Genomic DNA, 12,751 nt, shown 5'->3' on the forward strand with positions numbered 1-12,751 from the left:
GGGACAGGCGCAGCCTGTCATTATTGTGCAGGCGCGCTGCTGAAACCTTTGCGCTGCCTGAGGTTTCGAGCACTGCCGGTACGCCAAGCAAGGGGCTGTATCCGGTCGAAACCTGTCATATAGCTTGCCAGAGCCGTTTAATATGTCAAACGACTTCAGATTGCATGGGCGAAGCTTGAGATTGCCTGGATGCAATTATCGGCCTGCAGGCCCCGGTAACTGGCATGGCGCCTGGTGCGGCCAGTTCATTATATTTAACAAGGTCCGGTGAATGGCCGAAGCAGCGCCTGCGCGGCTTTGCTGCATCGCGCGGTTTCTCTTAAGCTGGCTGTCACCGATGACTACCAGCCTGAACCATGCCCACTCCAAGACCGTCCCTGACCCTGACCCTGCTGCAAGCCCGCGAAGCCGCCATGGCCTTCTTCCGCCCCTCGCTCAATGCCCATGGCCTGACCGAACAACAATGGCGGGTGATCCGCATCCTGCGCCAGCAAGGCGAACTGGAAAGCCATCAACTGGCCGAGCAGGCCTGCATCCTCAAGCCAAGCATGACCGGCGTGCTGGCGCGTCTGGAGCGTGACGGCCTGGTGCGGCGCAAGAAGTCGACCCAGGACCAGCGCCGGGTGTTCGTGGGCCTGACCGAACAGGGCCAGCAATGCTTCGTCGACATGAGCGAAGACATGGAACACAACTATCAGCGCATCCTCGAACAGTTCGGCGAAGACAAACTGCAAGCACTGTTGGGCCTGCTCAACAGCCTGAAAAACATCAAGCCCTGAGCGCCGTTTTGGCGCACTGGCCGCTTGCTACCTATACTGTGCCCATCCGCAACAGCGTGCCGTCGTTGACTGGAGCCAGGCGTCTCTGTTCCCGTGGTCGTGACTTTCTGAAGTAGCAGGACGCGAGTCGTCAATTCATAACGCTACAAAGGGGTTGGATCATGGATATTGTCAGTCTGATCATTCAGATTGTTGCCGGTGTGGTGGGCGGCAACGCAGCCGGTATGAGCAAGCAGAGCATGGGCCCGTTACTCAACTCGATCTTCGGTGGAGTGGGTGGGGTGATTGTCGGGCAGATACTCGCAGCCTTTACCGGTGAACCCGGTGCGGCGGTGGCCGCGGGCGGTTCGCTGGACCTGCCGGCACTGATCAGCAGTATTGTCGGTGGCGGTGCGGGGGGCGCGGTGCTCACCTTCATCGCCGGCCTGATCAAGTCGAAAATGCACCCTCAGTAATATACCCGGCCTGCCCCTGCTGGCAGGGGCAGGCCTGTTCAGAAGTACTTCAGCCAGCTGATATCGCGGCGCCGCGCCTTGAGCGCGGCGAACCAGCGCACCGGCCGATAGAGCGCAACGCTCAGGACGATTGCTGTCAGCCACACTGCCCAGACCCCGTCGAAACCAAAGTAGCTGCCCTGGTTCAGGCCAAAGCAGGTGACGGCGATCAGGTACAGCAGCTTCAGCACATATAAATGCAGCAGGTAGAAGAACATCGGCGCGGCGCCGAACACGCTCAGCACCTGGATCGCATGGCTGTCTTGCAGTTGCTCAAACCTGCGCAGCAGCAACAGGCCGACGCCCAGGGTCAGGGCCAGAAACAGCAGCGAAGGTGGGTACTTGGTAATGTTGAAAAAGCTCATCAGGGTGCGCAGCGTGGTTTGCGCCACTTGCCACGGCGCCTCACCGTAGCCATTGAGCAGGCGTAGCAGCAGGAAGCCCACGAGGGCGCCAGTGCCACTGAGCAGTAGCTTGCGTTGGCGGGCCCGCGCGTTGGCATCACGGCCAAACCAAGGGCCCATGGCATAACCCAGGGCAATCACGCCGATCCATGGCAGTAGGGGGTAGGAAGTGCGCAGGCGCAGGCTGCCCGACAGGTCGATCCAGCCACGATCATGCAGCACGGCCCACGGGAGGTGCAGCGCTGAACCTGGCGCGAAGTGCAGCGGATCGAGCAGGTTGTGGCCAACGACGATCAGCGCACCGAGCACCACCAGCAGCGGCCGCGGCAACCACACCAGGCCGGCCAGGGCGATCATGCTCAGGCCGATGGCCCAGATCACTTGCAGGTAGATCACCTTCGGCGGCAACTCCAGGGTCCAGGCCAGGCTGACCAGGGTGAATTCCAGCAACACCAGCACCAGGCCACGTTTGAACAGGAAGGCCGAGACCGCGGCTTTGCCCTGATGCTTTTCGCCGTACAGGTAGGCCGACAGGCCGGTGAGCAGGACGAACACCGGCGCACACAAATGGGCGAGGGTACGGCTGAGAAACAGCCAGGGGTCGGTGCTGGCGACGTCCATCGGGTCGCTGACCTGGCGGTGCAGGAAGAAGGTTTCGCGCACATGGTCGAGCAGCATGAAGACGATGACCAGGCCGCGCAGGGCGTCGATGCAGAGCAGGCGTTGGTTGGCGGGTGGGGCGGTTGGCATGGGTGAGGTCGCTGGCGTGGGATTGCTAAGTTATGCGTTATAACATAACCAATATGCCAGGCAATGAACAAGGGCTGCTGCGCAGCCCATCGCCGGCAAGGCCAGCTCCCACAGGATTGGCGCTGGCCTTGGGAACTGCTCAGAACTTGTGGGAGCTGGCTTTGCCAGCGATGCAAGGCGAAGCCTTGCCCAAAGGCCTCAGTGCAGTATCTGCGCCAGGAAGCCCTTGGCCCGTGCGCTCTGCGGGTTGTTGAAGAACGCCTCGGGGCTGGCGTCTTCAATGATCTGGCCGCCATCGAGAAACAGCACCCGCTCGGCCACCTGGCGGGCAAAGCCCATCTCGTGGGTGACGCAGAGCATGGTCATGCCGGTGTCAGCCAGTTTCACCAGCACGTCCAGCACTTCGGCGACCATCTCCGGGTCCAGCGCCGAGGTCGGTTCGTCGAACAGCATGATCTTCGGCTTCATGCACAGCGCCCGGGCAATCGCTACCCGTTGTTGCTGGCCGCCGGACAGTTGGCTGGGGTACTTGGCGGCCTGGCTTTCGATGCCCACCTTGTTCAGGTAGAAGCGCGCGCGTTCTTCGGCCTCCTTGCGCGACAGGCCGCGTACGCTCATGGGCGCCAGGGTGCAGTTGTCGAGCACGCTCATGTGCGGGAACAGGTTGAAGTGCTGGAACACCATGCCGATTTCGCTGCGCACTTCGGCGGCCTGGCGGGTGGTCAGGGAAAGGTCGGTGTCGTTGACGCGGATGTTGCCCTGTTCGGCAATTTCCAGGCGGTTGATGCAGCGGATCAGCGTCGATTTGCCTGAACCGGAAGGGCCGCACAGGACGATGCGCTCACCCTCGCGCACGTTGAGGTTGATGTCGCGTAGCACATGGAAGGCGCCGTAGTGCTTGTTCAGGCCCTCGATGGTCACCACGACCTTGCGCGGGTCGGCCTGAGGGGCAGGGGTTGGGGTAGCAAGGCTCAGTGAAGCGGTCATGTTGTTATTCTCCCGCGATCAGTTGAAGCGGTCCGCGCGATAAGGCGCAGGATCGGTAAATGGCGTTTCGCCGGTGATCAGCTCCGCCAGCAGGCGTCCGGTCACCGGGCCCAGGGTCAGGCCGTGGTGGGCATGGCCGAAGTTGAACCACAGGCCCTTGTGGCGAGCGGCCGGGCCGATCACCGGGCGCATGTCCGGCAGGCACGGGCGGCGGCCCAGCCAGGGCTCGGCATCGACCCGCTCACCCAGCGGGAAGACCTTGCGCGCCAAGGCTTCGCAGCGCTGCAGCTGGATCTGGTTGGCGGCATCGGTGCTGGCGGCGAACTCGATGCCGGTGGTCAGGCGGATGCCCATGGCCATGGGCGCGAGCACGTAACCGCCCTGGGCATCGCAGATCGAATGCTTGAGCTCGGCGCCGTCACGGGCGCGGTAATGCATGTGATAGCCGCGCTTGATCTCCAGCGGAATGCGATAACCCAGCGGCTTGAACAGCTCGGCCGACTGTGGCCCGAGGGCGACCACCGCCTCGGGTGCGGTGATTGGCCCCTGGCGGCTGTCGACCTGCCACTCGCTGCCGATCTGGCGCAGGGTGCGGGCGTCGCCGTGGATGAACTGGCCGCCACGCTGGACGAACAGCGCCGCATAGCCGCGGGTCAGGCCGCCGGGGTTGCTGACGGTCTTGGGGTCGAGCCAGTGAATGCCGCCGACCACGTTGCCGCTGAGGTCCACTTCGCGTGCGTGCAGTTGCTGGCGATCGAGGATTTCGTACTTCAAGCCATAGGCTTGCAGCGCATGGGCGTCGGCCACGGCTTTTTGGTAGGCGTCTTCATTGCGGTACACCTCGATCCAGCCGCTGGCCTTGACCAGCTCGCCGAGGCCCGCTGCTTCGATCAGCGCGTCGTGCTCTTCGACGCAGCGCTGTACCAGCGGCAGCATGGCCTGGGTGGCCACGGCCAGGCCCGCTGGCGAAGAGTTTTTCCAGTACTTGAACAGCCATGGGCTGATCTTCGGCAGGTGGGTGAAGCTGTAGCGCACGTCGGGCTGGCGGTTCAGGCCATAGCGCAAAAGGCTCGACAACTCGTGGGGGAAGGCATAGGGGATGACGCTGGAGCGCTCGATCAGCCCGGCGTTGCCGTGGCTGGTGCCGCTGCCAGGCTCTTGGTGATCGATGAGGATCACCTTGCGCCCGCGTGCCTGCAAATGAAGGGCCGTGCAGACGCCGACGATGCCGGCACCCAGAACGATGGTTTGACAATGCATTGGAACGGTCCTCACAAGCAGGCAATCAGCGCAGGTGGCGGCCCAGGCGGGCTTCTATGTGTTTCAGGCTGCGACGCACGATCTCGACGATCAGCAGGTAGAGCACGGCGGCCCACAGGTAGATCTGGAAGTCGAAGCTGCGCGAGAACGCAAGCTTGGTGACCCCCATCAGGTCGTAGATGGTCACCAGTGAGGCAATGGCGCTGGCCTTGATCATCAGGATCAACTCGTTGCCCAACGGCCCGATGGCAACGATCAAGGATTGCGGCAGGATTACCTTGAAGAACGTGGTCGAGCGCTTCAGGCTCAGGGCCTTGGCGGCCTCGTACTGGCCGGGAGCGACCGCCAGCAGGCTGCCACGGAAGATCTCCGCCTGGTAAGCGGCGGTGTTGAGGGTGAAAGCCAGGACCGTGCAGTACCAGGCGTCGCGGAAGAACCACCAGAGGCCGACGTCCTGCCAGAAACCCTTGAGCGAACCCAGGCCGTAGTACAGCAAGAACAGCTGGGCCAGCAGTGGCGAGCCACGGAAGAAGTAGATGTAGCCAGCGCTCAGACGTTGCAGCATCAGGTTGTTCGACAACCTGGCCAGGGCCAGGAGCATGCCGAGCAGGGCGCCGAGGGTGAACGACAGCGCCACCAGCTTGCCGGTTACCAGCAGGCCGTCGATAAAGCGCGGGCCGTAGCGTTCCAGCAGGTCGGGGTCGAGCACCAGCGCCAGCAATTGATCGAAACTCATGTCCGTGCCCCCCGCAGATGGCGGCTGAAGTACCGCTCGATGAAAGTGAACACCCGTCCCGACAGCGCCGAGAACAGCAGGTAGCCCAGGCAGGCGACGCCGTAGAAGAACATCGGCTCCTTGGTGACGCTGACCGCAAGATTGGTCTGGCGCATCAGGTCGACCAGGGAAATGGTCGACACCAGCGAGGTGTCCTTGAGCAGCGACAGCCAGTTGTTCGACAGGCCCGGCAGGGCAATGCGCACCAGTTGCGGGAACACCACCTTGCGAAAGGTGGTGGCCTTGCTCAGGCCCAGCGCGGCCGATGCTTCGTATTGGCCTTTGGCGACCGTTTTGAACGCGGCCAGCCAGATTTCGCTGGAGAATGCGGCGAACACCAGGCTGAAGGCGATCATCGCCGCCAGGAAGGTGTTGATCAGCACCTCGCCTTCATAGCCCATGGCCAGGAGGATTTTCTGCGCGGCGATCTGGCAGCCGTAGTAGATGATCAGCAGGGTGAGCAATTCCGGCAGGCCACGGAACACCGTGGAGAACACCGTCGCCGCGGCGCGCGGGAAGCGCTTGGAGGAGCGCGCGGCGAGGGCCACGCCCAGGCCCAGTGGCAAGCCGATGGGCAGGCAGGCCAGGGCCAGGGAGATGGTCACCAGGGCGCCGGCCAGTAATGCCTGGCCCCAGCCGCCGCTGGCGAAGGAAAGCAGTGACAGTTGTTCGAGCATGGGCGAACCCTCTCGGTTCAAGAGTGATGGTGCTTTGGAGGGCCTCTTCGCGGGTCAAGCCCGCTCCCACAGAGTTTGTGGGAGCGGGCTTGACCCGCGATCAGTCACTGATAGATATCGAAGTCGAAGTAACGACTGGCGATCTTCTGGTAGGTACCGTTGGCGACGATTGCGTCCAGGGCCTTGTTCAGGCGCTCGCGCAGGGCTTCATCTTCCTTGCGCACGGCAATCGAGGCGTCGGCCTTGGTGCCGTTGACGTCGCCAAGGATCTTGCAGCAGTCCTTGCCGGCCTTGCCCAGCCATTCGGTCAGCGGGAACTTGTCGGCAATCACCCCGTCCAGGCGCCCGGCGGCGAGGTCGGCGTTGGCTTCATCGAGGGTCGGGTAGAGTTTGACGTCGGCGCCGGCCTTGCCGTAGACGTCCTCGGCATAGATAGCCTGGGTCGAGGAAGATTGCGCGCCGACCGTGTAGCCTTTGAAGTCGGTTTGCGCGTCGGTGATTTCACTGTCCTTGGCCACGGCCACCGACAACGGGGTCTTGTAGTAGTGGTTGGTGAAGGCGATCTTCTTGCGCCGTTCTTCGGTATTGATCATCGACGCCACCACCGCGTCGTATTTCTTCGCCATCAAGGCCGGGATGATGCCTTCCCAGTCCTGGGCCACCAGGGTGCATTCGACCTTCATCTGCTCACACAGGGCGTGGGTGATGTCGACGTCGAAGCCGTGCAGCTTGTTATCCGAATCGACGTAGTTGAACGGTGGATATGCGCCTTCGGTGGCGATCTTCAGGGTTTCGGCCTGGGCCATGGTCGAGCCGGCGAGCAGCAGGGCGCAAGCCCCTGCGAAGCGGATAACGGGTTTCATGACACACCTCGATCTGTTGTTTGCACTCTTGCTATTGTTTGCTCGTTGACGTGTAGCCAACGAATTCGTTGTGTAGAGCTGCAGTTGCTTCCAAGCGTTTTTCAACATCCGGTCCTAGCTTCTTGCAGACCTCGTTGACCATCAGGTGTACCCACGACAGCATCGTCGCGGTGGACTCCCAGAACAGATTGAATTCGGTGGGGATGCGAAACACCTCACTGGCGTTGGCATCGGCCCAGTCACAAAAAGTGTCGGTAACCAGGGTTACCGGAATGCCTGCCGCATACGCCTTGCGGCACAGGGTCAGGGCATGGCGGGAATAGCGGCGCGCCTCGAACACCACCAGGGCGCAATCGGCCGGAGCGCTGAGCAGTACCTCGCCAAAATGCCCGGCACTGCCATCGACCACCTGCACGCCATCGCGCAGGTATTGCAGCAGGTGGGCCATGCACTGGGCGATGCCGCGCTCGGTCTGAAAGCCGGCGACGAATACCTTGCGTCGCTGTGCCAGACGCTGGCTGACGGTGTCCCACGCCGGGGTGCGGCTGTATTCGTAAACCCGCACCAGCGCGCCAACTTCCTGTTCAAGGCTGCGCGCAAGGCCGGCGGCATCCTTGCCGTGCTGCTGGCGAAATTCTTGCAGACGATCACCGACCAGCCACGGGCCTTCACCCAGATCGTCCTTGAGGTCATGTTTGAGAGCCTTGAGGTGCTCGTAGCCCAGCGAGCGGCAGAAGCGCCCGACACTCGACTCGCTGACGCCGATTTTGGCCGCAAGGCTGGCGGAGGTTTCGAAGGGCAGGTCGGTGAGGTGGGCGAGCATGTAGCTGGCGATCTTGCGCCCGGACGCTGCGGCGTTGTGCAGGCTGTGTTCCAGGCGCTGTTTGATCGGTTGGCTCACAGGGCGACTCTCGAAGGCGGCGACACGTTGAAACAGAAAATGAATGTTTTCTGTCATCAAGTCAATATTTGACAGTTTGCTGTCACTGGGGGAAAGTCTGGCCATTGCCCATCGCTGTCGCCCATTCCAAATCCAATAAGGGAGCTACAGATGTCCGCACGTCCCGACACTGCTGTCGCGCAGATTGCCTTTGCCGACCTGCAGGCCTTGTTGCAGCGAATTTTCCTCGGTCATGGTTGCAGCGCAGCGGTGGCCCAGGCCCTGGCCTTCAACTGCGCCAGCGCCCAGCGCGATGGCGCTCACAGCCACGGTGTGTTCCGTATCCCCGGGTATGTTTCGACCCTGGCCAGTGGCTGGGTCAATGGCCAGGCTGTGCCCTACGTCGAAGACGTTGCCAGCGGTTTTGTGCGCGTCGATGCCAACGGCGGCTTTGCCCAGCCGGCCCTGGCGGCGGCCCGTGCGCTGCTGGTAGAAAAGGCCCGCAGCGCCGGTATTGCCGTGCTGGCGATCCATAACTCGCACCATTTCGCGGCCTTGTGGCCGGACGTCGAGCCGTTTGCCGATGAAGGCCTGGTGGCCCTGAGCGTGGTCAACAGCATGACCTGCGTGGTGCCCCATGGCGCCCAGCAGCCGTTGTTCGGCACCAACCCGATTGCCTTCGCCGCACCGTGCGCCGGTAGCGACCCGATTGTCTTCGACATGGCCACCAGCGCCATCGCCCACGGCGATGTGCAGATTGCTGCGCGCAAGGGCGAACTGCTGCCTGAAGGCATGGGCGTCGACAACCAGGGCCAACCGACCCGCGACCCGCAAGCGATTCTCGATGGCGGTGCCTTGCTGCCGTTCGGAGGGCACAAGGGCTCGGCGCTGTCGATGATGGTCGAGCTGCTGGCGGCGGCACTGACCGGCGGCAACTTCTCGTTCGAGTTCGACTGGTCACAGCACCCGGGTGCGAAAACGCCCTGGACCGGCCAGTTGATCATCGTCATCGACCCGGCCAAGTCGGTGGGTAATCGCTTTGCCGAACGCAGCCGCGACCTGGTGCGGCAGATGCAGGCAGTGGGCTTGCAGCGCCTGCCGGGCGAGCGCCGGTTCCGCGAGCGTGAACAGTCGGCAAAGCAGGGCGTGACGCTGACAGTGGCGGAACTTGAGCAGTTGCAGAGTTTGGCCCAATAGTGAACTTGAGCACGCTATCGCTGGCAAGCCAGCTCCCACAGGGTTTTAGCTGATCATTGTGGGCGCTGGCTTGCCAGCGATTACTGTGCACACATGCACTGATCAGTTGCACCAAGGGTAATGTTCCTTGGCCCACAGTACAGGTATCCTCGACACAGCTTTTAGTCCGAATTGTCCTGACCCAAGGAGCTGTGCGCTGTGTTCAAACATGTCGATGCCTATGCCGGCGATCCGATTCTCTCCCTGATGGAGACCTTCAAGGCCGATCCGCGTGCCGCCAAGGTCAACCTGAGTATCGGTCTGTATTACGATGCCGCAGGCGTGGTGCCACAGCTGGCTGCGGTGCGCGAGGCCGAGCAACGCTTTGCCGCCCAGCCTCACGAAGCCTCGATGTACCTGCCGATGGAAGGTCTGAACAGCTACCGCCAGGCGATCCAGGCACTGCTGTTTGGCGCCGCGCATCCTGCTGTCGAGAGCGGCCGTGTGGCCACCGTGCAGACCGTCGGTGGCTCCGGTGCGCTGAAAGTCGGTGCCGACTTCCTCAAGCGCTACTTCCCCGAGTCGCAGGTGTGGGTCAGCGATCCGACCTGGGACAACCATCGGGCGATCTTCGAAGGCGCAGGCTTCAAGGTCAACACCTACCCGTACTTCGACCAGGCCAGCCGTGGCGTCGATTTCGACGGCATGCTCAGCGCCCTGCAGGGCCTGCCGAGCAACAGCATCGTCCTGCTGCACCCGTGCTGTCACAACCCTACCGGGGTCGACCTGAGCCAGGCGCAGTGGCAACAGGTGATCGAAGTGGTCAAGGCGCGCAACCTGATCCCGTTCCTCGACATCGCCTACCAGGGCTTTGGCGAAGGCCTGGCCGAAGACGCCTATGCCATCCGCGAAGCCGCCCGTGCCGGTGTGCCGTGCCTGGTGAGCAATTCGTTCTCGAAGATCTTCTCGCTGTATGGCGAGCGGGTTGGCGGCCTGTCGGTGGTCTGTGATGACGCCGATACCGCGCAAAGCGTGCTCGGCCAGCTCAAGGCCACCGTGCGCCGCAACTACTCCAGCCCGCCAAGCTTCGGTGCCCAACTGGTGGCGGCGGTGCTCGGTGATGCCGAGCTCAACGCCCAATGGCAAGCGGAAGTCGAGCAGATGCGCCTGCGTATCCTCGACATGCGCCAGGCCCTGGTCGATGCCCTGGCCAAACTGCTGCCGGGCCAGGACTTCCAGTTCTTCCTGCGCCAGCGCGGCATGTTCAGCTACACCGGCTTCAGCGTCGAGCAGGTGCGCCGCTTGCGTGACGAGTTCGGTGTGTACCTGATCGACAGTGGCCGGGTGTGCATGGCCGGCTTGCGTCCGGACAACCTGCAGCAGGTGGCCAAGGCCTTCGCTGCGGTTCAGTAAGCAAAACCTATCGCGGGTCAAGCCCGCTCCTACACCATTCGTAGGAGCGGGCTTGACCCGCGATGCTTTTAGCCCAAGGTGCAACCACTCCTCGGCCAGGGCTTTGCAAGTGCAACCAAACGGCGCACAATCGCGCCCCTCTTTATATGGTTGAGAGAGGCGAGGCCTCTGTTTCGCCACTCTCAGCCCTGTTGCAGTCTTGCGAGTGGAGTTGCACCCGGATGAATGAGCAGGCCCCAAGCGTTGAACAGCGCTTTGAATCAACCCCCGCCGCCCTCGGCAGCTGGGCCCGTCAGGACACCACCTGGATGCTGGGCCTGTTTGGCACGGCGATTGGCGCCGGGACCCTGTTCCTGCCGATCAACGCCGGCCTTGGCGGCTTCTGGCCACTGCTGGTCCTGGCGCTGCTGGCTTTTCCGATGACGTACTATGCGCACCGCGGCCTGACCCGCTTCGTGCTCTCCGGGCGCGATGGCGCCGACATCACCGACGTGGTCGAAGAGCATTTCGGCCTCAGCGCCGGTGCCCTGATCACGCTGCTGTATTTCTTCGCCATCTTCCCGATCCTGCTGATCTACAGCGTGGCGCTGACCAACACGGTCGGCAGTTTCATGGAACACCAGCTGCACATCGAGCCGCCACCGCGCGCGGTGCTGTCCTTCGTGCTGATCCTCGGGTTGCTGGCCATCGTGCGCTGCGGCGAGCAGGCCACGGTCAAGGTCATGAGCTGGCTGGTCTATCCGTTCATCGTTGCCCTGGCGTTCCTGGCGGTGTTCCTGATCCCGCACTGGAGCGGCGGCATCCTCACTACCGCCACTGAAGTGCCTTCGGGTTCGGCGTTCCTGCACACCCTGTGGCTGGCGATCCCGGTGATGGTCTTCTCGTTCAACCATTCGCCAATCATTTCGGCGTTCGCCGTTGACCAGAAACGTCGCTATGGCGTGCACGCCGACGAGCGCAGCGGGCAGATCCTGTGCCGCGCCCACCTGCTGATGGTGGCCATGGTGATGTTCTTCGTGTTCAGCTGCGTACTGACCTTGACCCCGGCGCAACTGGCCGAAGCCAAGGCACAGAACCTGTCGATCCTGTCGTACCTGGCCAACCACTTCAGCAACCCGACCATCGCCTTTGCCGCGCCGCTGATTGCCTTCATCGCCATCGCCAAGTCGTTCCTGGGCCACTACATCGGTGCCAGCGAAGGCCTCAAGGGCCTGATCGTCAAGACCGGCAAGCGTCCGGGCGCCAAGGCCCTGGACCGCATGACCGCGGCCTTCATGCTGGTGATCTGCTGGATTGTCGCCACCCTCAACCCGAGCATTCTCGGCATGATCGAGACCCTTGGTGGCCCGGTGATCGCTGCGATCCTGTTCCTGATGCCGATGTACGCCATCCGCAAGGTGCCGGCCATGAGCAAGTACCGCGGGCAGATGTCCAACGTCTTCGTCGTCGCCGTGGGCCTGGTGGCCATCTCGGCGCTGGTTTACTCGCTGCTGAACTGAACCTATGGATTCGGGAGCCGGCAATCGGCTCCCGAATGACTAAAAATTGTCCACAAAAGTTGTCTGGCAATTCAACAATTTAACATCGGCCCATAGGTAGACGGGCACTTTCATGCTTAACTCTGGTCCTTTACTCATCCCCCGCATAAGGACTTCGTTCATGGCTCAAGTGACTCTTAAAGGCAACCCGGTTCAGGTCAAAGGCGAACTGCCGAAAGTCGGCGCCAAGGCGCCTGCGTTTTCCCTGGTTGGTGCTGGCCTGGCCGACGTGACCCTGGCCTCCCTGGCCGGCAAGCGCAAAGTGCTGAACATCTTCCCAAGCGTCGACACCCCGACCTGCGCTACTTCGGTGCGCAAGTTCAACGCGCAAGCCAGCACGCTGAACAACACCGTCGTACTGTGCATCTCCGCTGACCTGCCGTTCGCGCAAGCGCGCTTCTGCGGCGCTGAAGGCCTGGAGAACGTGCAGAACCTGTCGCTGCTGCGCGGCGCCGAGTTCAAGGAACACTACGGCGTAGCTATCGCCGACGGCCCGCTGGCCGGCCTGACTGCCCGTGCCGTGGTGGTGCTGGACGAGAACGACAAGGTGCTGCACAGCGAGCTGGTCGGCGAAATCGCTGAAGAGCCGAACTATGAGGCTGCTCTGGCAGTCCTGAAGTAATAGCGACCCTGCCGGGGCTGCTGCGCAGCCCATCGCTGGCAACGCCAGCTCCCACAAGGAGCGGCGAGGGCGACGCGATTATTGTTAATAATTGCTAAGAGTTGTTGCGGCCTGGCCCTCGTCCAGGCCGTTT

General features: G+C 62.5%; 13 protein-coding genes. 6 read left to right on the forward strand and 7 right to left on the reverse strand.

Annotated elements, in window-relative coordinates:
• Window positions 1-356: 356 nt before the first annotated feature.
• Together hpaR and BV82_RS12855 are read left to right on the forward strand one after the other, a co-directional pair.
• Complete coding sequence (gene hpaR / locus BV82_RS12850; RefSeq protein ID WP_010222002.1) at window positions 357-779, forward strand: homoprotocatechuate degradation operon regulator HpaR; 423 nt, start codon at window positions 357-359, stop codon at window positions 777-779.
• Window positions 780-940: 161 nt separating this feature from the next.
• Window positions 941-1,234 carry a hypothetical protein gene (locus BV82_RS12855; protein ID WP_010222003.1) on the forward strand — a complete coding sequence of 98 codons (294 nt, stop codon included), beginning with the start codon at window positions 941-943 and terminating at the stop codon, window positions 1,232-1,234.
• A gap of 38 nt (window positions 1,235-1,272) precedes the next feature.
• On the opposite strand, the gene BV82_RS12860 is transcribed toward BV82_RS12855, so the two are convergent.
• The 7 genes from BV82_RS12860 to BV82_RS12890 form a co-directional block, all read right to left on the reverse strand.
• Window positions 1,273-2,427: an acetyltransferase domain-containing protein gene (locus BV82_RS12860; RefSeq protein WP_036995845.1), complete on the reverse strand. Its 1,155-nt coding sequence runs from the start codon at window positions 2,425-2,427 to the stop codon at window positions 1,273-1,275.
• Between the two features lie 198 nt (window positions 2,428-2,625).
• The gene (locus tag BV82_RS12865) at window positions 2,626-3,414 is read right to left on the reverse strand and encodes an amino acid ABC transporter ATP-binding protein (protein ID WP_036995844.1); all 789 of its coding nucleotides are present in this window, start codon (window positions 3,412-3,414) and stop codon (window positions 2,626-2,628) included.
• A gap of 18 nt (window positions 3,415-3,432) precedes the next feature.
• Window positions 3,433-4,674 (reverse strand): NAD(P)/FAD-dependent oxidoreductase, encoded by a 1,242-nt coding sequence (locus BV82_RS12870; RefSeq protein WP_036995842.1) that lies wholly within the window; start codon window positions 4,672-4,674, stop codon window positions 3,433-3,435.
• 25 nt (window positions 4,675-4,699) lie between these two features.
• Window positions 4,700-5,410 (reverse strand): ABC transporter permease, encoded by a 711-nt coding sequence (locus BV82_RS12875; RefSeq protein WP_010222008.1) that lies wholly within the window; start codon window positions 5,408-5,410, stop codon window positions 4,700-4,702.
• Entirely contained in the window at window positions 5,407-6,126 is a 720-nt protein-coding gene (locus BV82_RS12880; protein WP_010222009.1) for an ABC transporter permease, read from the reverse strand. The genes BV82_RS12875 and BV82_RS12880 overlap by 4 nt, the downstream gene beginning before the upstream one ends.
• Before the next feature lie 104 nt (window positions 6,127-6,230).
• The gene (locus tag BV82_RS12885) at window positions 6,231-6,989 is read right to left on the reverse strand and encodes a transporter substrate-binding domain-containing protein (protein WP_010222010.1); all 759 of its coding nucleotides are present in this window, start codon (window positions 6,987-6,989) and stop codon (window positions 6,231-6,233) included.
• Between the two features lie 31 nt (window positions 6,990-7,020).
• On the reverse strand, window positions 7,021-7,890 hold the full coding sequence (locus tag BV82_RS12890; protein ID WP_010222011.1) for a MurR/RpiR family transcriptional regulator: 870 nt from the start codon (window positions 7,888-7,890) through the stop codon (window positions 7,021-7,023).
• Window positions 7,891-8,040: 150 nt separating this feature from the next.
• Here BV82_RS12890 and BV82_RS12895 point away from each other — a divergent pair, with 150 nt between their 5' ends.
• From BV82_RS12895 to tpx, 4 genes are all read left to right on the forward strand, one after another.
• Entirely contained in the window at window positions 8,041-9,066 is a 1,026-nt protein-coding gene (locus BV82_RS12895) for an Ldh family oxidoreductase (protein ID WP_036995840.1), read from the forward strand.
• 198 nt (window positions 9,067-9,264) lie between these two features.
• Window positions 9,265-10,458, forward strand: a complete 1,194-nt coding sequence (locus BV82_RS12900; RefSeq protein WP_010222013.1) for an amino acid aminotransferase — start codon at window positions 9,265-9,267, stop codon at window positions 10,456-10,458.
• Window positions 10,459-10,679: 221 nt separating this feature from the next.
• Window positions 10,680-11,957, forward strand: a complete 1,278-nt coding sequence (locus tag BV82_RS12905; RefSeq protein WP_036995839.1) for a serine/threonine transporter — start codon at window positions 10,680-10,682, stop codon at window positions 11,955-11,957.
• A gap of 160 nt (window positions 11,958-12,117) precedes the next feature.
• Window positions 12,118-12,618 carry a thiol peroxidase gene (gene tpx, locus BV82_RS12910; protein ID WP_010222015.1) on the forward strand — a complete coding sequence of 167 codons (501 nt, stop codon included), beginning with the start codon at window positions 12,118-12,120 and terminating at the stop codon, window positions 12,616-12,618.
• Window positions 12,619-12,751: the final 133 nt, after the last annotated feature.

It is taken from the genome of Pseudomonas donghuensis (assembly GCF_000696345.2).
Taxonomy (GTDB): Bacteria; Pseudomonadota; Gammaproteobacteria; order Pseudomonadales; family Pseudomonadaceae; genus Aquipseudomonas; species Aquipseudomonas donghuensis.

Excerpts from the sequence above, each read along its gene's own strand:
- hpaR (WP_010222002.1), top strand. The coding sequence starts at position 357 with ATGCCCACTCCAAGACCGTCCCTGACCCTGACCCTGCTGCAAGCCCGC.
- BV82_RS12855 (WP_010222003.1), top strand. The coding sequence starts at position 941 with ATGGATATTGTCAGTCTGATCATTCAGATTGTTGCCGGTGTGGTGGGC.
- BV82_RS12860 (WP_036995845.1), bottom strand. The coding sequence starts at position 2,427 with ATGCCAACCGCCCCACCCGCCAACCAACGCCTGCTCTGCATCGACGCC.
- BV82_RS12865 (WP_036995844.1), bottom strand. The coding sequence starts at position 3,414 with ATGACCGCTTCACTGAGCCTTGCTACCCCAACCCCTGCCCCTCAGGCC.
- BV82_RS12870 (WP_036995842.1), bottom strand. The coding sequence starts at position 4,674 with ATGCATTGTCAAACCATCGTTCTGGGTGCCGGCATCGTCGGCGTCTGC.
- BV82_RS12875 (WP_010222008.1), bottom strand. The coding sequence starts at position 5,410 with ATGAGTTTCGATCAATTGCTGGCGCTGGTGCTCGACCCCGACCTGCTG.
- BV82_RS12880 (WP_010222009.1), bottom strand. The coding sequence starts at position 6,126 with ATGCTCGAACAACTGTCACTGCTTTCCTTCGCCAGCGGCGGCTGGGGC.
- BV82_RS12885 (WP_010222010.1), bottom strand. The coding sequence starts at position 6,989 with ATGAAACCCGTTATCCGCTTCGCAGGGGCTTGCGCCCTGCTGCTCGCC.
- BV82_RS12895 (WP_036995840.1), top strand. The coding sequence starts at position 8,041 with ATGTCCGCACGTCCCGACACTGCTGTCGCGCAGATTGCCTTTGCCGAC.
- BV82_RS12905 (WP_036995839.1), top strand. The coding sequence starts at position 10,680 with ATGAATGAGCAGGCCCCAAGCGTTGAACAGCGCTTTGAATCAACCCCC.
- tpx (WP_010222015.1), top strand. The coding sequence starts at position 12,118 with ATGGCTCAAGTGACTCTTAAAGGCAACCCGGTTCAGGTCAAAGGCGAA.